Source organism: Micromonospora sp. DT231 (assembly GCF_049847025.1).
GTDB lineage: Bacteria > Actinomycetota > Actinomycetes > Mycobacteriales > Micromonosporaceae > Micromonospora.
The window spans coordinates 269485-289607 of sequence record NZ_JBNCNO010000004.1 but is presented as its reverse complement, the minus strand read 5'-3'; the positions used below and the strand labels follow the sequence as shown (position 1 = coordinate 289607).

The following is a 20123-nucleotide window of genomic DNA, read 5'->3' as shown; positions in this document are numbered from 1 at the left end:
GGGCCGAGAGCTCCGGCGGTCACGGCCCGGTGAGCCCGGGGACCGCGTCGGCGTGCACGCCGGTCCAGGCCAGCCGTCCGTCCGGCGACACCACGAAGAGCGCCGGAAAGCCGCGGATCCCGAACGCGTGCCGTAGCGACTCGTCGGTGTCCACGACGATCCGCGCGGCGGGGGCCAGCCCGGTCAGGAAGTCGGCGGAGGCGGTCGGCCCGGAGACCACGGCCACGGTTCGGTCCGGGCCGCCGGGCCAGCGGGCGGCGACGCGGCCGAACGCCTTGCGTTCCCTGCGGCACCTGGTGCAGGTGGGCGAGAAGAACGCGACCAACGTGTCCGCGTCGTGCCCGACGAAGTCGTGCACTGTTTCGCCACGCGGTAGCGCCTGCGCGGGCACCCCGCGCTCCTCCACGTCGGCGAGCAGCTCGGCGTGGTAGCGCAGTCGGCGGACGAGTGCCACGTTCAACGCGGTGTTGAAGGCACACACCAGCGCGAGCACGACGACGACGGTGACGAGGACACTCATGCGGGCCTCACAGGCGTGCGGTGAACACGGAGGTGATGTCGTTCAAGCGGATGACGACCGCCGCGAGCAGCGACGCGGCGACCACGCAGACCAGTGGGCCGGCGAAGCCCGTGTCGCCGGTCCCGGCGACCGCCAGCGTGCTGCCCGCGCCCAGGGCGGCGACGACAAGCAGCAGTGCGTTGCGCATCAGCCCGGTCCGGCGGGTGGTGACCGCCGCGCCGAAACACCCGCAGGCGACTGTCGAATCAGCGCCGGGCAGCCGGGCCAGCCGCCACGAGAACAGCGCCAGCAGCACGATCGCCGCCGCGGCCGCCCACGGCGCGGTGCTCGCGGGGATCGAGCCTGCGGCCACCGCGGTCTCGCCGGCGACGACCAGGAGCGCGAGCACGTCGGCGCGGCGATCCCGCGAGCCGGTAAGCGTGCGGGTGGCGTGCCGGAACCGCGTGACGGCGGCGACGCCGGAGACCTTGGCGAGCACCGACACGGCGAACACCATGGCCAGCGTGCCGCGGCAGACCCAGGAGAGGTGCAGCAGCGTGGTGGTCATCCCACCGGGCCTCCGTCGTACGAGACGGTCAGCAGGGGGATGTGGAAGCCGGCCGGGTACGGTTCGTCGACCGCGGCGCCCTCGGCCTCCACCCACGCGTGCGCGCCGAACGGTGGGTGCCTGCGGACCCCGACCACCCAGGTCGGCCACGTGCCGCGCAGACGGCAGAGCAGCGCCGTGGTGATCGACCGGGGCAGGCAGCCCAGCGGGCCCGCGCAGAACGCGCTGTTCGCCACGGTGTCCCGGCGCGCGGCGGCGGCCTCGGCGACGGTCGCGGGCCGGGCGCCGCGGCTCGCCTGGCGCAGCACCCGGCAGATCTGCGCTGGCGAACGCCGAGCCAGCACCCGTGCGAGGACCACAACGGTCAGCACGACAAGCCGTCGCCCCAGCCGGCTCGGCCGGTAGTCGAGGACCTGTTCGGTGGTCATGTCGTGGCAATCAGACCAGCGGACCGCAGGGCGGCGAGGAACTCCGGCACGTCGGCGGCCATCGCCTCGCGATCCCCCTCGAACTCGGCGGCGAGGCGGTCGGCCACCTTCGCCATCTCGGCGTCCTCGAGGATCGAGGCGAGTGCGGTGGTGGCGCTCGCGTTCAACGTCCAGTACTCGCCGGATGCGGAGTCCAGCAGCACCCCGCCGTACTCGGTGGGTGTCCAGCAGACGTGGGCGGGCAGGGTCCAGCTCATCGGCTGTGCTCTCCGTTCCCGGGAGTTGTCTCCTCGTGGGCGCGCAACCAGGTCTCGGCGGCCAGCGTCTGGTCGAGATCGTAGAAAGTGCGGTCGTCCGGGTGCTCCAGCGCGGCGCGCAGGGCCGGGCCGTCGATCAGGCCACGCTCGGCCAACCGCGATCGTTGCGCCAGGTCGAGCAGCGCGGAGCGGTGCCGCTCGGCGCCCCGCAGCGCGGAGATCGAGGTGTCGGCCTTCGTGGATCGCTGCCGTAGCGACTCCGGTAGCACGTCGCGCATGGCCCGGACGATCAGCGGCTTGTACTGCCGGGGCGAGGCCACGTCGGCGGTACGTACGCTCAGACCTGCCTCGACCACCTGATCGTCGAAGTAGGGCAGCGCCGTGGTGACGCCGACACGGCGGGAGGCCTGCGCCAGATGCCGCCCGGCGGACGCCCCGGCGTACAACCCGGCCAGTCGGCCGTGCAGCCCGCGGTCGTCCTGCAGAGGTGTCGCGGCGGCGGCGTGGTCCCGCAGGATCCGGCGCACGGTCGCGTGGGCGTCAGGCGTGGTCCAGGAAGCCAGGCGGACCGGTGGCCCCCAGCTCAGCAGCGGGCCGTTGAACCCGGTGCCCTCGGCGGCGAGGGTGTGGACGAGCGAGCCGAACCACCTGCCGTACGAGCGCCTGTCGAGCACCGCCCGCAGGGTCGCGCCGCGTCCCCAGCGATAGGCCGAGCGCAGTGTCCGCAGGTGGCGCAGGGCGAGGCGGGGCTGCGTACGCAGGAGGGTGAGCTGCAGGGCCGGGTCGGCCGTCAGCAGTTCGTCGCCGCCGAAGCCGGTGAGGCGGACGAGGGCGCCGTGGTCGGCGGCCCGGCGCGAGGCGGCCAGGAACCCGGCGCGGTATATCACCGCCGCGGTGGGCTCGTCGAAACGGTCGGCGGGCTCGTGCAGATCGGTGTACGGCAGCGGGTACGCGTCGTCGGCGATCACCTCGTGGGTCACCTTGCCGATCTCGCGGGCGGCCAGTTGGGCCCAGGGCAGGTCGTCGTCGAGTGGGTCGGGGCTGACGCAGGTCAGGCCGATCACGTGCCGGCCCTGCCCGGCGGCGAGCGCACAGAGCGAGGTCGAGTCCATGCCGCTCAGATCGCTGGCGACGACGTCGTGGAGGCCGCCCCGGACCGTGACGGCAGCAGCGAGCGCCTGGCGCAGGCGGGCGGCAGCGGTCTCGAGGTCGAGCGACGGCTCGGGCGGCTGCCACCGTTGCCTGGTGCGCGGTGCTGCCGTGCGGTCGAGGACGAGCCGTTCGTCCGGCCGTACGGCGAGAATGCCCCGCCATACCGGCTGCCACATCAGCGGCCACGGCGAGAACGGGGTCAGCAGCCGCAGCGCCAGAGCCTCGTCGTCCAGGTCGGCCCCGGTCAGCGCGGCCAGCACGTCGGCGCGATCCGAGGCCAGGGCCAGCCCACCGGCACAGTGGTAGTAGACGCGTCGGTAGCCGGAGAGACTGCCGTGCACGGCGACGCCGCCGGGCGTCGAGGCGAGCACGTGGAAGCTGCCCGGCTGGTCGCGCAGGCTCGCGCAGAGATCCTCGGAGTCGGTCGCACCACCCGCGAGCCGGAGCAGGTCCTCGGTGGAGAGCCGGTGCTCGCCGAGCACGGCGAGACGGTTCGGGCCGAGTTCGGCCGTCACCGCCTCGCCGGCCTCCCAGCGACCCACCAGCCAAGGGCGACCGGACGCGTGAGTGATCGTCTGCGGTACGCCGCCGAGCCGCTCCAGAAGCCGCACGGCTGACCGTGCGGCATCGGTGTCCGGCACCATCACGAACCACGACACTCGCGACGCCAGATCTGGCACCTGCGCCATGATCGCCCCTTAGGCTTGGTGAGTCCGTGGGATCAGTTGCAAACGGCCCTCGGCTTTTGGGTGACGAAGGACTCGCGGCAGTTGGTGAAGAGGCTTCCCGCGGTCTTGCGGGCGAACGAGCCGCCCTTGGTCAGCGTCGGGCGCTGGTACGACTTCTTGGCCATCTCGATGCGCTCCCTTTCCGGTTGTGTGACTCGGACCGACCCAGGCCGCTCTCACCACGGATCATCAAGCGAGCCTGCGTCTGCGGCCCAAGTCTCGGGTCGCCCTCTATATCCGTTCGATACCGCGGCAGCCGGAGCCTCCAGCCCGAGGAGCAACTGGGTCTGGGCCAGACGGCGGTACAGGTCGTCACTGTCGATCAGGCTCTGGTGCGTGCCGACCGCGCGTATCCGCCCGGCCTCGAGCACCACGATGCGGTCGGCCTCGATCACCGTGGACAGCCGGTGCGCGGCCATCAGCACGGTCGTGGTCCGGGCCACGTGGGCGGTCAGATCGCGCAGCACCTGTTCGTTCACCGCGTCCAGTTGCGAGGTCGGCTCGTCGAGCAGCAGCAGGCTTGGCCTGCGCAGGAGCGCCCGTGCGATGGCGACCCGCTGGCGTTCGCCGCCGGACAGCGTCACCCCGCGGTGCCCGATCGGCGTGTCGACGCCCTGCGGCAACCTGCGGACGAGCGTCGTCAGCATGGTCTGCTCGAGGACGTCGTCGATCCAGTCGTCCGAGGCGTCCGGGGTCCCGAGCAGCAGATTGTCGCGCAGGGTTCCGAAGAGCACCGGGGCATCCTGTTCGACGTATCCGATCCGGGCCCGCAGCTCACGCAGCGGCCACCGCCGGATGTCGCGGTCGCCGACCTCGACGTGGCCGGAGGTCGGGTCCTGGAAACGCTCGACCAGCGCGAGGAGCGTGCTCTTGCCGGCGCCGGACGGGCCGACAAGTGCGGTCAGGCCGGTGGCGGGAATCCGCAGGGTCACGTCGGTGAGCACGTCCGGATCCTCCGGGCGGTGGCGCAACGACACACCGTGGAACGCCACCGACACCGGTTGCGTCGCTTCGGCGTTCGGCTCGGCCTGCTCGTCCGGATCCTCGGCCGGCAGTCGTACGACCGCGTCGATCCGGCCGACCGCGGCCAGCCCGGTCTGCAACCCGGTCACCCCGCCGGCCAACTGGGACACCGGACCGGCCAGGTAGAAGAGATAGAGCAGAAAGGCGACGAGGGACGACACGGTCAGGTCACCGGCGGCGACCCGGGCGCCACCGACGCCGAGCACGATGACGAACGCCAGTTGCACGGCGAGGCCGGTGGTGACGCCGGCCGCGGAGACCCAGCGCGCCGCCCGCCGGCCGTGCTGCCAGGCCTGGGTTGCCGCACGGTGCGCCGTCGCGGTCTGCTGCCGTTCGGCGCCGTTGGCCTTGACCGTGCGAAACGCGCCGAGTGCCCGTTCCAGCACCGCGCCGAGCCTGCCCACCGCCGCCTGAGTCCGTTCGCTGACGTCGCGTATCCGCCCGGCGAGCAGCGCCGTGACGCCGAGTAGCAGCGCCAGGACCAGGGCCACCACGCCGAGCAGAACGAGGTCCAGGCGGGCCATCAGCACGATCGCGCCGCCGATCTGGAACACGCCGGTGACGAGATCGACGATGTTCGTGGTGGCGGCGGCGCGTAGTTGGGTGGTGTCGCCGGTGACCCGGGACAGCAGGTCGCCGGGTTCGGCGCGGTCCATCACGCCGACGCGCAGGCGCAGCAGCCGGTCGATCAGGCGGCGGCGGGCGTCGAGCACCACGCTCTCGGCCGTGGCCTCCAGCAGGTACATGCCACCGGCGCCGATCAGCGCGCCGGCCACCAGGAGGGCAGCGAGCAGGAGCATCGGCTCAGCGAACGACGTGCCGCCGGTCACCCCGTCGAGAAGACGCTTGACCGCCAGTGGCTGGGCCAGGTTGACCAGGCCACCGACAAACATCAGACCAGCTCCGGCCGCGAGACCGCGATGGTGTGGTCGCAGGTAGCCGAGGAGCAGCCGCATCGGAGCGCGAGCAAGGCTGGGCATAGGGGGTCCTACCGAAGTGTCCGTGGGTCGCGCGGGTGTCTGTCGGCGAGACCGAGGGAAGCATTCGGCAGGCATCCATATTTTTTCTATCTTCTCGCTGCCGGACGCGTGCCGCCCGGCGCCGGGGCAGGGCGGGTAGCAATTTACTAATGAGTGCGCCAACCCAACCCGAGTTGCCCGAATTGCCCGGCGCGCGGTGGCGGATCCAGTGTCGAGTGAAGCCTCCGGACGGGTGTAGTACATCGGGTGCGGTGTATGGTACGTTGCGCTTGCTGGGCATTCCGATTGCGACCTTGCCTGCTGGCATGCGCTTAGTGGATGAGACTTTAGTCGACCTCCCGACTGCGATTAACCGACACCCATTCGACGCGGCTCGCGTTGACGGATGACGGACTCGACGCCAATGTCGAGCGGTCAGGGGCGGAAATGGCCACGATTAATACTTTCAACTGGGTCCCAGCGTAAATCGGCGCTGCAGTCTAATTGTATTTGCTCAAGAATCATACGGGGGCTATGCCTCGGCGTAATGCCGAAGGTGGAGGTGGTGCTGTGAGTGAGCTGCAGTTTCGTGTGTTAGGACCGGTGGAGGTGTGGCGTGACGGACAACGCGTCATGTCGTCCGGGTCGAAGATCGCGACCGTTGTCGCCGCCCTTCTGCTGGCGCGGGGAAAGGTGGTGCCGCACGCGGAGTTGAGTTCTCTGCTGTGGGGCTGGAAACCGCCGGCGACAGCCGACGCGCAGATCTACACCTACGTGTCACGCTTACGCAAGAGCCTCTGCTCCGAAGTCAGGATTGTGCGCGAGCACGCGGGCTACGTGCTCGACATTGGCGATTCATTCGTTGACCTGTTCGCTTTCGAGAATCTGGCCGCGCGGGGTGCCGAGAGGTTGGCCGAGGGCAATCGCGCTGCCGCGGTGATTGATTTACAGAATGCTGTTTCGCTGTGGCGCGGGCCGGCTTTGGCGAACGTGACCGAGGCACTGGCGGAGCGGCATCGGCCCTGGTTGGACGAGGCGTACACGCTTGCGTGTGAGCGCAAGGCCACGGTCGAGCTCGACCTGGGCGTCAGCCTCGGGCTCATCCCAGAACTCACCGAACTGGTGGCGCGTTATCCGCTACGCGAGCAGTTCCGAGCCCAACTGGTGCTCGCGCTGCACCGTACGGGCCGCCGCTCCGAGGCTCTGGTCGCCTACGACCAGGCACGCCGAGAGCTTTCCGAGCAGTTGGGGGTGAGTCCGGGCGAGGCGCTCACCCGAGCCCACCGAGAGGTCCTGATCAGCGACGCGCCAGCAGCGCTGATCCCGGCGCATCCGGAACCACTGAGCGTCGTCGCCGGACCTGCCCCGGTGACGCTGCCACCGGACGAGCCGTACTTCGTTGGCCGGACGAACGAACTGGCCGCGCTGGAGAAGCTGCTCACCGCCGACCGGACCACGATCAACGGCCCCCGCCAGGTCGTGCTCACCGGTGCTGTCGGCACCGGCAAGACCGCGCTCGCGGTGCGGGCCGCCCACCGATGTGCCGACGCGTTCGTCGGCGGCACCGCGTACGCCTCGCTCACCGACGCGAACGGCACACCGCTGCCCGCGCCCGCGGTGCTCAAGCGCCTGCTGTACGGGTTGGGGTGGAGCGTCGAACCGGCCTGGAGCGCCGAGGAGCTCGCCCTGCGGTTCCGTGCCGTGACCGCGCGCCGCCCGGTGTTGATCATCCTTGACGACGTCGGGACGGACACCGACCTCAGCGCGTTCACCCCGAACCATTCGTCCGCGACGGTGTTGCTGATCAGCCGCTCGCACCTCATGGTCGCCGGGTGGCGGGACGCGATCTCCCTCAAGCCGATGGGGATGGTCGAGGGCATGGTGCTGCTCGCCGCGATGGGCGGAGAGGAGCGCATCCTCGCCGACCTGGCCGCGGCCCGGGCCGTCGTCGAGTTCTGCGACGCGCTGCCGGCCGTGTTACGGGTCTGCGGCGCCCGGCTGGCCGCTCGTCCACTGTGGCCGGTACGCCGGCTCGCGCATCGCCTCGCCGACCCGGCACGCCGTCTCGACGAGCTGTCCCTCGGTGACGAGTCGCTGCGTCGGCACCTGTTGTCGGCCTTCCGGTCGCTGCCGGACACGGCCCGGCGCAGCCTGTCGATGCTCGAGGATGTCGGCCCGGACCCGTTCACCGCGACCTCCCTGCGCCTGCCGGGCATCCCGAAGGCCGAGGCCGAGCAGGTTCTCGACATGCTGGTCGAGGCCCGGCTCGTCGAGGAGGTGGCCGTCAACGAACTCGGCGGCGGCCAGTTCCAGATGACCGGGTTGATGCGGCTGCTCGCCCTGGCGACGGCCCGCGCCGCGAGCTGACCACCGGGCGGGAGCCAGCCGAGGTGCCCGGGGTGGCCCTCTCCGTCAGTCGGCGGCGAGCCGCCGCATCAGCACCGCGTGCCCGCGTCCCGATTCGGTGAAGCCGAGCCCGCGGTACAGCGCCAGCGCCGGGTGGTTGGTGTCGCTCACCTGGAGTCGCAACCGGCGGTAGCCCGATGACCGAGCCTGGTGCAGGGCCCGCACGATCATCGCGGTGGCCAGGCCGTGGCGGCGCCAGGGCTGTCGGGTGCCGAGGCAGTGCAGCAGCGCGGTCGGCTCGTCCGTGCCCTCGTCGGCGAGCGCGAACAGGAAGGCCGCGACGGGGTTGTCCGCCCGGCTCTCCTCGGCGAGCAGCAGGCAGGAGAGGTCCGGCAGGAACCGCGGGTGCGCGACGCCGTGCTGCGGCCACGTGCGCTGGTCCGGCCGGACCGCCGCCGGGCTGTCCGCGTAGGCCTCGTTGTGGGCCAGCCGGGTGAGTTCCTCGTACCGCGCGTCGACGGGCTCCAGCACCAGACCGGGCGGCAACGCCACGGTGGGCGGCGACTCCGGCACCGCCAGGACGAGGTCGCGTTCGTGCCGGGCCGGCGTGAAGCCCTCCTCGACAAGCAGCCGGTGCCCGGCCTCGTCGTTCTCGGCGCACCGGGTACCGAGCACGGCCGCCCGCGCCGTTCCGCCGGTCCGCCGCAACTGCTCGGCCCGTTCGACGAGCCACCGGTGCAGCTCCGTGCGGACGTCGCCCGGCAGGTCGGGATGGGCCACGGCGGTCAACCGGAGCCGACGTACGCCGTCGGCCTCCCCCATGTCGGCGACCTCCGCGTACGCCGCGACGGTTCCGTCGTCGGCCACGCCGACAAGCGTGTGCCGAGCAAGGTCGGGCCCGAGAGTCGCCAGCCGCAGGTGGACGCCCTCGGGGCGTTGATCGAGGCCGACGGGCGCGCTCGCCTCGGCCCGTCGAAAGAGAGCCGCCAGCGGCTCCGCGTCGTCCAGGGTGGCCGACATCCAATTGAGGATCTTCATCGATGGGCATCCTATCCAGGTGGGGCCCAGGATGGGATCGACCGCGGGCCATCGACCGAACGCCCGAGGACATCGAGTGTCTAGGATCTCCTTCATGCCCGGATACCGCGACTTTCAGTCAGGCCTGAGATTCCTGCCGACGCTGGTCATCGCCCCCGACGGTAGCCAGATCGCCTACGTCGACGACCGAAACGGCCAGTTCAACCTGGTCACGCAGTCACTGTCGGACGGCGCCACGCGTCGGCTGACCGCCAACACCGACTCGACGGTCCGCAGGGTTGCCTGGCACCCCGGCGGCGAATGGCTGTTGTACCTGGCCGATGACCACGGGGATGAGAAGACGCAACTGCACCGGATTGCCGTCGACGGCGGGGACCCGGTGCGGCTCACCGACGTGCCGGACGTGCAGTTCTCCGCGGCCGAAGGCGATCCGTTCTCCCCCGACGGCAGGTTCGTCGCGTACTGCGGCAACGATCGGACCCCCGCCGACCAGGACGTGCTGGTCCTCGACGTGGCGTCCGCCGAGGTGCGCCGGGTGTACGCGGGCGGTGGCAGGACGTTTCCCGGCTACTGGTCTCCGGACGGGACCAGGCTCACCGTCGCCGAGTGGCGGACCACGAACAGTGACCACCTCGTGTACGTGGCTTCCCTGGACGGCGCCGAGCCCCGTTCGCTGACGTCGCGCGACGGTGTGGCGACGTACTGGTTGGGGCCGTGGCTGCCGGACGGCAGCGGCTTCCTGGTCATGTCGAACTTCGAACGGGAGTTCACCGGTCTGGCCGTGATGGACGCGGACACCGGCGCCCTCACCTGGCTGGACACGCCGGACTGGGAGGTGCAGGAGGTCGCCCTCTCCGCTGACGGGCGGGTGCTGGTCTGGAACGTCAATGTCGACGGCTTCTGCCAACTGCGCGGTCGTGACCTCGGCACCGGTGCCGACATCCGGATGCCGGAACTGCCCGCCGGGGCGGCGACCGGCCTCACCGTCTCGGCCGACGGGCGCTTCGTCGTGCTGCGATTCTCGACGGCGACCCAGCCGTGGAACATCCTCCTGATCGAACTCGACACCGGCGAACTCCGGTGGCTCAGCGACGCTCGGCCGGTCGCGGCCGACGCTGCCACCTTCGTCGCGCCGACGCTGGTCCGCTATCCAGCCGGCGACGGCCGCCAGATCCCCGGCTTCCTCTACCGTCCCGAGGGTCAGGAGTCGGCCGGTGTCCTGATCTCGGTGCACGGTGGTCCGGCCTGGCAGGAACTGCCGGTCTACATGTACGACGGCTTCTACCAGTACCTGCTCGCGCACGGTGTCGGCGTCTTCGCCCCGAACATCCGCGGCTCTCTCGGCTATGGCCGTGCCTACTCGGACCTGGTGAACCGTGACTGGGGAGGCGGAGATCTGACGGACCTCGCCGACGCGGTGGCCTTCCTGCGAAGCCAGGAGTGGGTCGATCCGGCCCGCATCGGGATCATGGGCGCGTCGTACGGTGGCTTCGCGGTCCTGTCCTGCCTCAGCCGGCTGCCGGAGCTGGACTGGGCCGCCGGCGTCGACCTGTACGGGCCGAGCAATCTCGTCACCCTGGCGAAGGCCTCGCCTCCGACGTGGCGTTCGCTGGTGGCCGCGGTGATCGGTGACCCGGAAGCGGATGCGGACCGGCTGATGGCCCGCTCACCGGTCACCCACGCGGACCAGATCCGGGCGCCCTTGCTGGTCATCCAGGGGGCCAACGATCCCCGGGTGCCCCAGCACGAGAGCGATCAGATCGTGCAGCGGCTGCGGTCGCGTGGGGTGGAGGTGCGGTACGAGATCTTCGCGGACGAGGGGCACGGCCTGCTCCGCCGGGACAACCAGGCCAAGGCCTTCGCGGACGCGGGCGAGTTTCTGGTCAAGCATCTCGGTCACTGACGCCGGCTCGGTCGGCCGACGGCACGCCCACAGGTGAGGCGCGACCGTCGGCCGACCGGGTCATCCGACCTGGCCCCCGACCACGTGCTCAGACTGGCCGACGCGCGGAGGCTCGTGTGCCTCGGTGCAGCTGTTCAGCGCTCCGGCGCGCACCAGTCGCAGCTCACCGAACCGTCGACTCGGGGATTCGTCCCCGTCGCCGACGTCGAGGCCATCTGCGGAGCGGAGACGGACAGGGCCACGGCGAAAACAGCTGCCACGGCAGCGATGTGCTTCCTCAAAACTGCTCTCCAATGCCGATCACCAAATGGACGGCAGAATCCTAGCGTCTGTGTCATCGACCGTGGGGCCCATTGATGCCCGACAGGTCATCCATCGTCGCCAAAGAGATCACGAACAGTCCGCAGCACAAACGATTCCACGATCGAGGGCGTCGGCTGCTGGATCAGCCGCAGCGCCTCGTCGAGCGACGCCCGCGCCTGCGGGATGCGACCCGCCCGATGGTGGCAGATGCCAAGTCCGCGCAGCACCTGGGCCTGCCCGTGCCGGTCGCCGAGGACCGCGGTGATCTGCAGGACGTGGTCGAACAGTGGGGCCGCCTGCTCGTGAGCGCCCGCCGCCAGTAGGCACATACCCTGCCAGAACAGCGCTTGCCCGCGTGCCATCGGCGCGGGACCGATCGTGTCGTACAGCGCCAGGGACTTGTCCAGGTGCACCTTGGCGCCGTCCCGATCACCGAGATCCAGGTAGGCCTGCCCCATGCCCCGCAGGACGAAGGCGGCACCGCCCACGTCGGTGTCCCGCAGACCCTCAAGCGCCAACGAGTACCGATCCAACGCCCCGTCCGGCTGGCCCCGGAAACGCATCACCATGGCGAGGTACGCATCCACCACCGCCACGCCGTGGGCGTCGCTGATGTCGTCGAATAGTCGCCTGGCATGCGTGAGGTAATCGTCGGCCTTGTCGATTTTCTGGCGGTCGAGGCTCAACATCCCCAACCGGTAGGAAATAGCCGCCTGCCCCCGAATGTCGTTCCCCGCGACCGCGCTCTCCCAGGCGACATCGAGGACGCGTTGCCAGTCGTCGTACTGCCGGCGCAACGGAAACAGCGGGGACACCGTGCAGGCGAGATCCCAGGCGGTTTCGGCGAGCCCGTCGCGGGCCGCTCGGTTGATGATCGACACGATGGTGGGGCGTTCCACGTCGAACCAGCCGAGCAGGTCGGTCGCCGACGAGCCGACGAGAACCTCGTCGACCTCCCACCGTGGCGTCCCGCCCTGGATGGTGAGGCTGAGCCCGCCGTACAGCGTGTGGATGAGCCGCTCGATGATGCTCAGCGCGGCGCCGAAGGCCCGGCCACGTGCCGCGCTCAGCTCGCCGGGAGCGGCCTCCGGCAACGCCCGCTCCCGGGCGAAGAGGCGCACGAGGTCGTGCAGGCGGTAGCGCGGCTGACCGGACGAGTAGTGGCCGGCGAAGTCCAGCAGTTGGGCATCGATGAGCTGTTCCAGCAGCTCCTGTGCGGTGTCGGCAGTGGTGTCCAGCAGCGCGGCGGCGAGCCAGTCGCTGACCTCGGCGACCTCGATGTCGCCGAGACGGCGCAGCAGCGTCCGCGCCGCCGGGCTCAGCACCTGGTAGCTGAGTGCCAGGCTGGCGCGGACGTCGAGGTGACCGTGCGAGAGCCGGTCCAACCGGCTGCGCTCGTCGTCGAGCATCTGGACGAGCCGGTCGACGGTCCAGTGTGGTTTGGCGGCCAGCTTCGCACCGACGATCCGGATCGCCAGCGGCAGGTACGCGCAACGGCTGAGCAGGGCGGTGGCGGATGCCCCGTCGAGCATCCGGCCCGGGCCGGCGATCCGGGTCAGCAGGAGCGCGGAATCCGCCGCGTCCATCACCTTGAGCGCCACGGTCTGTGCGCCGAGGATGGCGCCCAGCCGGGCGCGGCTGGTGACCAGGACGCCGCACGACGTGCTGCCGGGGATGAGGGCTGACAACTGGTCGTCGGCGGCGGCGTTGTCCAACAGGAGCAACAGTCGCCGATCCGCGAGCAGATCCCGATAGAGGTCCGTCCGCTCGTCCAGGGTCGCGGGCAGGTGGAGCCCGTCGACGCCGAGCGCACGAAGGAACCGACCCAGCACCTCGAACGGCGCCAGGCCCCGATCGCTGTCCGCGCCACGAAGGTTGACGTAGAGCTGTCCGTCCGGAAAGGAGCCGACCAGTCGGTGCGCGACGTGGATGGAGAACGCGGTCTTGCCGACGCCGGCGGGCCCGGACACCACCGCGATCCGGGCGCCGGCGCCCGGACGTAGCAGGATCTTCTCGATCCTGGCCAGCTCGGACTGCCGCCCGGAGAAGTCGGCGATGTCAGCGGGAAGGTGCCGCGGCGTGCTGAGTTGGAACCCGGCCCGGGAGCTTCGTCGCTGCCCGTCCGGAGGGGGCGGCGGCTGGGTGGAGGCGACAGCCGCCCGGCTGCCGTCGGTGTCCGCCGGGCCATCGGCGCCCCGCAGTACGGCGAGGTGGATCGCCTGTATCTCGGCCGACGGGTCGGTGCCCAGTTCGTCTCGCAACCACCGCCGCCACCTGTCGAACGACGTCAGCGCCTCGGGGCCTCGTCCCGACCGGGCCAGGGCCTGGATCATCTGACCGACCAGCCGTTCCCGGGTGGGATGCCTGCCGGCCAACTCGACGACGTCGTCGACGATGTCGCGGTGGTTGCCGAGCCGGAGCTCGACGTCGAAGAGGTCCTCGTTAGCGGTCAGACGCAACGCTTCCAAGCCCTGGGCCAGGTCCGCCTGCCCCTCGGCCGGCAGCCATCCGCCGAGGACCGGCCCGCGCCAGAGGGCCAACGCCGACCGGAGGATCGACCGCGCCTCGTCGTCGGAGCCCCGCGTCCGCTGATCGCTGACCAGGTTGCGGAAGAGTTGGGCGTCGACCTGCTCGGGTGACACCCGCAGGCGGTAACCACCACCCGTGGTGTCCAGCAGAACCGCTGGATCGGGGTCCACGGCCAGGTCGAGGATCGCACGAATCTCGGACAGTCGGGTCTGCAACACCGCGCGTGCCCGCTTGGGCGGCTCCTCACCCCACAGTAGATCGATCAATCGGTCGCCGGTGACCAGTTGGTTCGCCTCCAGCGCGAGGATCCCCAGGAGCACTCGCTGCTGACGCCGAGCGAACTGGAGCGGAACCCCACGGTTCCACACCTCGACCGGGCCCAGGACCCGAAGCTCCACCACGACCTTCCCGATTCCCACGGCTGTCGATCTGACGAGTTCCGGCGTTGGGAAGAATACGGGAAGGATTCGGCATGGGTGGTCCGTGATTCTTCTTTCGACCGACACGGGGGTGTGGTTGGCCGGCGTTCAGCACATCGATTCACGACGCCGACCGGTCGACAGGTTGAGGGACGACGGGGGCGTGCGAAAAAGTGGAACAACCTTTACTGGTTGTTGAGATACGCCAGCACGGCGAGGACACGCCGGTGATCATCATCGGACGGGGGCAGGCCGAGCTTGGTGAAGATGCTGCTGACATTCTTGTCGATGGTCTTCTCGGCGAGGTGAAGCACGGCAGCGACCGCAGAATTCGTACGCCCCTCGGCGACGAGCGCGAGCACGTCGTGCTCGCGAGGCGTGAGGGAATCGAGCGGCGAACTGGCCGGGGCGGCGTTGAGAACGCGGGACACGACCTGCGGGTCCATCACCGTGCCGCCGGAACTGACCTGGTAGAGCGCCATCATGAACTGGTCGGCGTCCATCACCCGGTCCTTCAGCAGGTAGCCGACGCCGCCAAGGTCGTCCGCGAGCAGCTCCACGGCGTACAGGGGCTCGACGTACTGGGACAGGATGACGACCGGCAGGCCGGGGACGCGTCGCCGGGCCTCGATCGCCGCCTTGAGCCCCTCGTCGGTGAAGGTCGGCGGCATGCGGACGTCCACAACCGCGACGTCTGGTCTGGTCGCCTCGACCGCACGCAGCAGTTCGTCGGAATCGCCGACGGCGCCGACAGTTTCGCAGCCGTACGCCTGCAGCAGCCGGGTGAGTCCGTCGCGCAGCAGGAAATGGTCGTCGGCGATCAACACCCGCAGGGGGGTCTCCATGTTCATGGCTCCAGGCTACGAGTCGCGATGGCCGGTTCCGTGCGGCACCACGAGGGGGAGCAGGCCACGTGACGGCTATCGAGGTCCGGGATCTACACAAGAGTTATGGCACCCATAGCGTTCTGCGCGGCGTGAGCTTCACCGCGGATGCGGGCTCCGTGCTCTGCATCCTCGGGCCGAACGGGGCGGGCAAGACAACGACAATCGACATCCTCACCACACGGCGGCTACCGGATTCGGGCACGGTGCGCATGCTCGGTCGGGACGTGGTGCGTGAGCGGGACGCCGTCGTCCGGGACATCGCGGTGGCGCAGCAGGAGGCGGCGGTCGACACGTTCCTGACCGGCCGGGAGAACCTGGTCCTCTGTGGCCGGATGATGCGTCTCGGCAAGGCCGACGCGCTTCGGCGCGCCGACGAGCTGCTCACCCAGTTCGGTCTGGCCGAGGCGGCGCGCCGGCCGGCCGGGGAGTATTCGGGCGGCATGCGGCGCCGGTTGGATCTGGCGATGTGTCTGCCGGCGTCACCCAAGGTGATCTTCTTGGACGAGCCGACGACCGGGCTCGACACGTCGAGTCGGGCCAAGCTCTGGGCCGCGGTCAACGAGCTGGCCGCTGCCGGGACCACGATCGTGCTCTCCACCCAGTACCTGGAGGAGGCCGATGCGCTCGCCGACCAGATCGTGATCATCAATCGCGGTGTGGTGGTGGCGTCCGGCAACCCCCGCCAGCTCAAGCAGCAGGTTGGCGACGAGCGGGTGGAGGTCCAGGTGGAGCGGCCGGCGGTCCCCGCCGCGACCGCGGCGCTGCGTGCGGCCGGATGCCGCGACGTCGCGCTGGACGAGCACGAGGCCCTCATCTCGGTACGGGTGGACGGCGGCGCCGCCGGACTGCTGCTGGTCGCCGAGGTGCTGCACCGCGCGCAGGTGACGGTCGGTGGTCTCGCACTGCGGCAACCCACAATGGATGAGGTCTTTCTGGCGCTCACCGGCAGGAACGAGGAAAGGGCGCGGAATGGCACTCGCATCGCCGGTTGAGCGCAGGGACGGCCTCCGGGTGGTCCTCGCGGACATCGGGGCGTTGACCGGTCGGCAGGCGCTCCGCACGATGCGCTCGCCCGGCAAGTTCATCGGTATCGCCATGAACCCGGTCGTCATGATCCTGGCGCTCGGCCTGATCTTCGTGAAGGCGATCAGGGTGCCCGAGGGTGTCGACTACCGGGCCTACATCGTCGCGGGCGTCGCCGTCCAGGTCGGGCTCTCCTGCATCGGACCGACCGCGATCAGTGTGGCGCTCGACCAGCGTTCCGGGATGGTACGGCGGCTGCGGACGATGCCACCGCCGGCCATGTCGCCCCTGATCGCACAGAAGATCGCGGATCTGGCGGCGGCTGTCGCGGCGCTGATCCTGGTCAGTCTGATCGGCGTTCTGCTCGGCTGGCGGCCCTCGGGCAGCCTCGGTGACATCGCGCTCGCGTACCTCCAGTTGATCCTCTTCTACGCGGCGACCATCGCGGTCGGCATCGTGCTGGGGCTGGTCTTCTCGGACCCGGAGACGATCGAGCCGATCGGGGCGGTGTCGCTTGTCATCTTCTCCTTCGTCTCGAACGCGTTCCTCAGCCCGGACGTCATGCCGGGACCGATCCGCGTGATCGCGGAGTGGAACCCGGTGAGCATGGTCGCGACGACCTGCCGTCGGCTCTGGGGTACCGCCGTCCCTTCCGACGGGTCCTTCCCGATGGAGCACTCCCTCTCGCTGTCGCTGCTCATCAGCACCGGGCTCATCGTCGTCTGTCTCGGCCTCGGCGCGCGGATCCTGCGCCGGGCCGCCCGATGAGTACGACCACTCCCCGCCCCACCGGACCCAGGAACGGGCAATGAAACCTGACAACATCAGCACGCGTATCGCTCGCGTCAGCGCGCGGCATCCTGTTCTCGCCATCCTCGTCTGGGTCCTCGTCATCGGGGCCTGCGTCGGCGCGTCGGCGGCGACCGGCATGCGGAGCGCCACCTCGGCCGAACTCGCCGTCGGCGACGCCGGCCAGGCGGCTCGGCTGATGCAGGAGGCCGGCCTGGAGGAGCCCGCGACCGAGTACGTTCTCATCGCCGGCGGCGCCGCGGCCGACCGGACGAGCGCCGCCACCCGGGTCACCGCCGAACTGGGCGGGATCGCGGACGTGGCAGCGGTCGCCGGTGCCGTGCCGTCGCAACAGCGTACGGACCTGCTGATGGTGCCGGTCGTGCTCAGGGGTGACCCGCAGACGGCGTACGAGCGGGTGGAGTCCACCCGGTCCGCCGTCGAGCGGGTGGCGAAGGAGTTCCCCGCCCTCTCCGTCGAGCAGACCGGCTCGGCATCGATCAGCGCCGGCCTCAACGAGCAGCTCGCCAACGACTTCGCGTCCGCCGAGATCCTCAGCATCCCGGTGACGCTGCTGGTGCTGCTGCTGGTCTTCGGCGCGTTCGTGGCGGCGGTCATCCCACTTGTGCTCGCGCTGACCTTCGTGGCCGGCTCGGTCGGGCTCAGCGCGCTCGTCTCGCACCTGATCCCGGACTCGGGCACCACCTCGAACGTCATCCTGCTTGTCGGTATGGCGGTCGGCGTCGACTACTCGCTGTTCTACGTGAAGCGCGAGCGCGAGGAGCGGCACGCCCGGCCGGACGGCGGAGACTCGGTGGAGATCGCGGCCGCGACCTCCGGACACGCCGTGGTCTTCTCCGGCATCGCCGTCATCGTCTCCATGTGCGGGCTCTACCTGGTCGGCGACCCGTCCTTCAACTCGCTTGCCTCGGCGGCGGTCATCGTCGTCGCGGTCGCCGTCGGCGGCTCGCTGACCGTGCTCCCGGCGCTGCTGGTGATTCTCCGCCGCGTGCTGGACCGTCCCCGGGTGCCGTTCATCTGGCGGATCACGAACAAGCGGACCGAGGCCGCGCCGAGGCTCTGGCCCGCCGTGCTCAAGCCGAGTCTCCGGCGACCGCTCAGCACGCTGATCGTCGTGACGCTCGGCCTGATCGCGCTCGGCCTGCCCGGCCTGCAGCTGTCGCTCGCCGCCCAGCGCGTCGAGGACCTTCCCGCCGGCATCCCGGCCGTCGCGGCGTACGAGAAGCTCTCCGCCGGATTCCCCTCGGTGGGCGCCCAGTTCGAGGTCGTGGTGCGGACCGCCGGGCGGGCCGACTGGGTCGCCGACGGGCTGCGCGGCCTGGCCGAGAAGGCCCGGACGGCCGGCCTGGTCAGCGGCGACGACGCGGTCTCCGAGGTGCGGACCTCGGCCGACGGGCGCACCTCGGTGATCGCGCTGACCGTCAACCACGCGGATGGCAGCACGGCGGCCAGGGACGCGCTGACGGCGCTGCGGGGCAGGTACGTGCCGGCGCTGACCGCGCAGCACGACGGCGTGACGGCCGTCGTGGGTGGCCAGACCGCGGCGGACCACGACTACGACCGCAACATGCAGGACAAGCTGCCGATGGTCGTCGGTTTCGTGCTGCTCTTCAGCCTGATCGTCATGGCGATCACGTTCCGCTCACTCGTGATCGGCGTGGTGACGCTCGTGATGAACCTGATGTCGACGGCCGCGGCGTTCGGTGTGCTGGTGCTGGTCTTCCAGAACTCCTGGGCCGACTCGCTCCTCGACTACCGGTCGACCGGAACGATCATCTCCTGGGTTCCGCTGTTCCTCTTCGTGATCCTCGTGGGGCTCTCGATGGACTACCACGTGTTCGTGCTGCACCGCGTCTACGAGGAGGCGCGAAACCGCGTCCCGCTCCGCGACGCGGTCGTCACGGGCATCGTGCACTCGGCGGGCGTCGTCACCGCCGCCGCGCTCGCCATGGCCGCGGTCTTCTCCGTCTTCGCCACGCTGAGCTTCAACGAGTTCAAGCAGCTCGCGATCGGCCTCGGAGTCGCCGTCCTGTTGGACGCGTTCGTCATCCGCGCGTTCCTGCTGCCGTCGACGCTGCTGGTGCTCGGCCGGGCCGCGTGGTGGCCGGGACCACTCTCACGCCGCCGGAACGACACCGGCGTGCCGCCGCTCGCGCCGGCCGCCGACACCGCCGACGAACCCGCGCCGGTCTCCACCTGAACCGGCGCCACCTCAGAAAGAAGCAGACTGACATGCTGAACTTCGACGTGGTGCCGGGCCGCGCGGTGCGCGACATCCTGGCCGAGCGTAAGACGGTGCTGGAGATCGTGCGTGAGGCGTACCTCGCGCACGGCGCCGGGCGGACCAACAACCCGGATTCCTACTTCCTGCGCTTCGACGACAAGCCCGCCGACCGCATCATCGCGCTGCCTGCCCGAACCGCCGTCGCCGACGCGGACATCGCCGGCATCAAGTGGATCGCCAGCTTTCCGGAGAACGTCGAGCAGGGGCTGCCGCGGGCGTCGGCGGTGCTGGTGCTCAACGACATGGCCAACGGCTACCCGTACGCGCTGCTCGAAGCCGCCGGGATCAGCGCGGCTCGGACCGCGGCGAGCATCGCGCTGGCGGCTGCCGCGGCGCAGGCCACCCACCCCGGCGACGGCACCGTCGGTTTCTTCGGGGCGGGCGTGATCGCGCGGACGATCCTCGTCTACCTGGCCGAAGCCGGAGTCGACGTGCGGAACGTCCTCGTCTGTGACCCGCACCCGGGCTCGGCGGCGTCGCTTGTCGCGTACGCGGAAAGCCTGGGGATGGCCGGTCGGGCCGTGCCGGCGGCGGAGGCACTGGCGGCGGGCACTGTCGTGACCGCGACCAACACCGGGACTCCGCACCTGGACCGCGCCCCGGAGCCCGGCCAGGTCTACCTCAACGTCTCACTACGGGACTTCACCCCCGAGGTGATCATCGCGGCGCAGAACGTCGTGGACGACGTGGACCACTGTCTCAAGGCGAACACCTCCCCGCACCTGGCCGAACAGCGGCTCGGGCATCGGGAGTTCATCACCGGGACCATCCCGGGTCTGCTCGCGGGCGAGTTCCGCCTCGACCCGGCACGCGGCGTCGTGATCTCACCGTTCGGGCTGGGCGTGCTGGACCTGGCCGTCGGCCACTGGGTGCACGGAACCGCGGTCGCGAGTGGCACGAGCATCAGGATCGCCGGTTTCTTCGGCGAAGAGCAGCGCTGGTAGGCCAACTCCATCCTTCTCGGAAG

The 20123-nt window shown here is 70.4% G+C and carries 16 protein-coding genes; 6 read left to right on the top strand and 10 right to left on the bottom strand.

All coding sequences use genetic code 11. The features are described from left to right. Positions 1 to 19 precede the first annotated feature (19 nt). Genes ACPXBU_RS12715 through ACPXBU_RS12685 form a run of 7 tightly spaced genes read right to left on the bottom strand, consistent with a single transcriptional unit; the run spans position 20 to position 5635 of the window. Positions 20 to 520 (bottom strand): TlpA family protein disulfide reductase, encoded by a 501-nt coding sequence (locus tag ACPXBU_RS12715; protein WP_425758184.1) that lies wholly within the window; start codon positions 518 to 520, stop codon positions 20 to 22. A gap of 7 nt (positions 521 to 527) precedes the next feature. After that, positions 528 to 1067 (bottom strand): MauE/DoxX family redox-associated membrane protein, encoded by a 540-nt coding sequence (locus ACPXBU_RS12710; protein WP_425758183.1) that lies wholly within the window; start codon positions 1065 to 1067, stop codon positions 528 to 530. After that, positions 1064 to 1495 (bottom strand): lasso peptide biosynthesis B2 protein, encoded by a 432-nt coding sequence (locus ACPXBU_RS12705; protein ID WP_425758182.1) that lies wholly within the window; start codon positions 1493 to 1495, stop codon positions 1064 to 1066. Before ACPXBU_RS12705 ends, ACPXBU_RS12710 begins: the two co-directional genes overlap by 4 nt. Further along, positions 1492 to 1752, bottom strand: coding sequence for a lasso peptide biosynthesis PqqD family chaperone (locus tag ACPXBU_RS12700; RefSeq protein WP_393366565.1), 261 nt, complete (start codon positions 1750 to 1752; stop codon positions 1492 to 1494). Before ACPXBU_RS12700 ends, ACPXBU_RS12705 begins: the two co-directional genes overlap by 4 nt. Next, positions 1749 to 3593: an asparagine synthase-related protein gene (locus ACPXBU_RS12695; RefSeq protein ID WP_425758181.1), complete on the bottom strand. Its 1845-nt coding sequence runs from the start codon at positions 3591 to 3593 to the stop codon at positions 1749 to 1751. Before ACPXBU_RS12695 ends, ACPXBU_RS12700 begins: the two co-directional genes overlap by 4 nt. A gap of 32 nt (positions 3594 to 3625) precedes the next feature. Next, positions 3626 to 3757: a keywimysin-related RiPP gene (locus ACPXBU_RS12690; RefSeq protein WP_393366569.1), complete on the bottom strand. Its 132-nt coding sequence runs from the start codon at positions 3755 to 3757 to the stop codon at positions 3626 to 3628. 51 nt (positions 3758 to 3808) lie between these two features. Then, positions 3809 to 5635 carry an ABC transporter ATP-binding protein gene (locus ACPXBU_RS12685; RefSeq protein ID WP_425758180.1) on the bottom strand — a complete coding sequence of 609 codons (1827 nt, stop codon included), beginning with the start codon at positions 5633 to 5635 and terminating at the stop codon, positions 3809 to 3811. Positions 5636 to 6184: 549 nt separating this feature from the next. Here ACPXBU_RS12685 and ACPXBU_RS12680 point away from each other — a divergent pair. After that, entirely contained in the window at positions 6185 to 7981 is a 1797-nt protein-coding gene (locus ACPXBU_RS12680) for a BTAD domain-containing putative transcriptional regulator (RefSeq protein WP_425758179.1), read from the top strand. Between the two features lie 45 nt (positions 7982 to 8026). Here the strand turns inward: ACPXBU_RS12680 and ACPXBU_RS12675 are convergent, their stop codons facing one another. Further along, positions 8027 to 8998, bottom strand: a complete 972-nt coding sequence (locus tag ACPXBU_RS12675) for a GNAT family N-acetyltransferase (protein WP_425758178.1) — start codon at positions 8996 to 8998, stop codon at positions 8027 to 8029. Positions 8999 to 9092: 94 nt separating this feature from the next. Between ACPXBU_RS12675 and ACPXBU_RS12670 the strand changes: the two genes are divergently transcribed. After that, a complete protein-coding gene (locus ACPXBU_RS12670; RefSeq protein ID WP_425758177.1) occupies positions 9093 to 10901 on the top strand; it encodes a S9 family peptidase in 1809 nt (602 codons plus the stop codon). A gap of 368 nt (positions 10902 to 11269) precedes the next feature. Here the strand turns inward: ACPXBU_RS12670 and ACPXBU_RS12665 are convergent, their stop codons facing one another. Beyond that, positions 11270 to 14131 (bottom strand): AfsR/SARP family transcriptional regulator, encoded by a 2862-nt coding sequence (locus tag ACPXBU_RS12665; RefSeq protein WP_405427160.1) that lies wholly within the window; start codon positions 14129 to 14131, stop codon positions 11270 to 11272. 206 nt (positions 14132 to 14337) lie between these two features. Next, positions 14338 to 14985, bottom strand: a complete 648-nt coding sequence (locus ACPXBU_RS12660; RefSeq protein WP_393367099.1) for a response regulator transcription factor — start codon at positions 14983 to 14985, stop codon at positions 14338 to 14340. 143 nt (positions 14986 to 15128) lie between these two features. On the opposite strand from ACPXBU_RS12660, the gene ACPXBU_RS12655 reads away from it, so the two are divergent. The 4 genes from ACPXBU_RS12655 to sbnB are packed head-to-tail and all read left to right on the top strand — an operon-like array spanning position 15129 to position 20100. Beyond that, entirely contained in the window at positions 15129 to 16031 is a 903-nt protein-coding gene (locus ACPXBU_RS12655) for an ATP-binding cassette domain-containing protein (protein WP_425758176.1), read from the top strand. Then, complete coding sequence (locus tag ACPXBU_RS12650) at positions 16009 to 16830, top strand: ABC transporter permease (protein WP_393366582.1); 822 nt, start codon at positions 16009 to 16011, stop codon at positions 16828 to 16830. The genes ACPXBU_RS12655 and ACPXBU_RS12650 overlap by 23 nt, the downstream gene beginning before the upstream one ends. A gap of 40 nt (positions 16831 to 16870) precedes the next feature. Further along, positions 16871 to 19072, top strand: coding sequence for an MMPL family transporter (locus ACPXBU_RS12645; protein WP_425758175.1), 2202 nt, complete (start codon positions 16871 to 16873; stop codon positions 19070 to 19072). Between the two features lie 32 nt (positions 19073 to 19104). Continuing rightward, entirely contained in the window at positions 19105 to 20100 is a 996-nt protein-coding gene (sbnB, locus tag ACPXBU_RS12640; RefSeq protein ID WP_425758174.1) for a 2,3-diaminopropionate biosynthesis protein SbnB, read from the top strand. Positions 20101 to 20123: the final 23 nt, after the last annotated feature.

Bases quoted from the DNA above. Each gene is read 5' to 3' on its own strand.
- ACPXBU_RS12715 (WP_425758184.1), bottom strand. From the start codon at position 520: ATGAGTGTCCTCGTCACCGTCGTCGTCGTGCTCGCGCTGGTGTGTGCC.
- sbnB (WP_425758174.1), top strand. From the start codon at position 19,105: ATGCTGAACTTCGACGTGGTGCCGGGCCGCGCGGTGCGCGACATCCTG.
- ACPXBU_RS12675 (WP_425758178.1), bottom strand. From the start codon at position 8,998: ATGAAGATCCTCAATTGGATGTCGGCCACCCTGGACGACGCGGAGCCG.
- ACPXBU_RS12705 (WP_425758182.1), bottom strand. From the start codon at position 1,495: ATGACCACCGAACAGGTCCTCGACTACCGGCCGAGCCGGCTGGGGCGA.
- ACPXBU_RS12670 (WP_425758177.1), top strand. From the start codon at position 9,093: ATGCCCGGATACCGCGACTTTCAGTCAGGCCTGAGATTCCTGCCGACG.
- ACPXBU_RS12710 (WP_425758183.1), bottom strand. From the start codon at position 1,067: ATGACCACCACGCTGCTGCACCTCTCCTGGGTCTGCCGCGGCACGCTG.
- ACPXBU_RS12695 (WP_425758181.1), bottom strand. From the start codon at position 3,593: ATGGCGCAGGTGCCAGATCTGGCGTCGCGAGTGTCGTGGTTCGTGATG.
- ACPXBU_RS12645 (WP_425758175.1), top strand. From the start codon at position 16,871: ATGAAACCTGACAACATCAGCACGCGTATCGCTCGCGTCAGCGCGCGG.
- ACPXBU_RS12690 (WP_393366569.1), bottom strand. From the start codon at position 3,757: ATGGCCAAGAAGTCGTACCAGCGCCCGACGCTGACCAAGGGCGGCTCG.
- ACPXBU_RS12650 (WP_393366582.1), top strand. From the start codon at position 16,009: ATGGCACTCGCATCGCCGGTTGAGCGCAGGGACGGCCTCCGGGTGGTC.
- ACPXBU_RS12700 (WP_393366565.1), bottom strand. From the start codon at position 1,752: ATGAGCTGGACCCTGCCCGCCCACGTCTGCTGGACACCCACCGAGTAC.
- ACPXBU_RS12685 (WP_425758180.1), bottom strand. From the start codon at position 5,635: ATGCCCAGCCTTGCTCGCGCTCCGATGCGGCTGCTCCTCGGCTACCTG.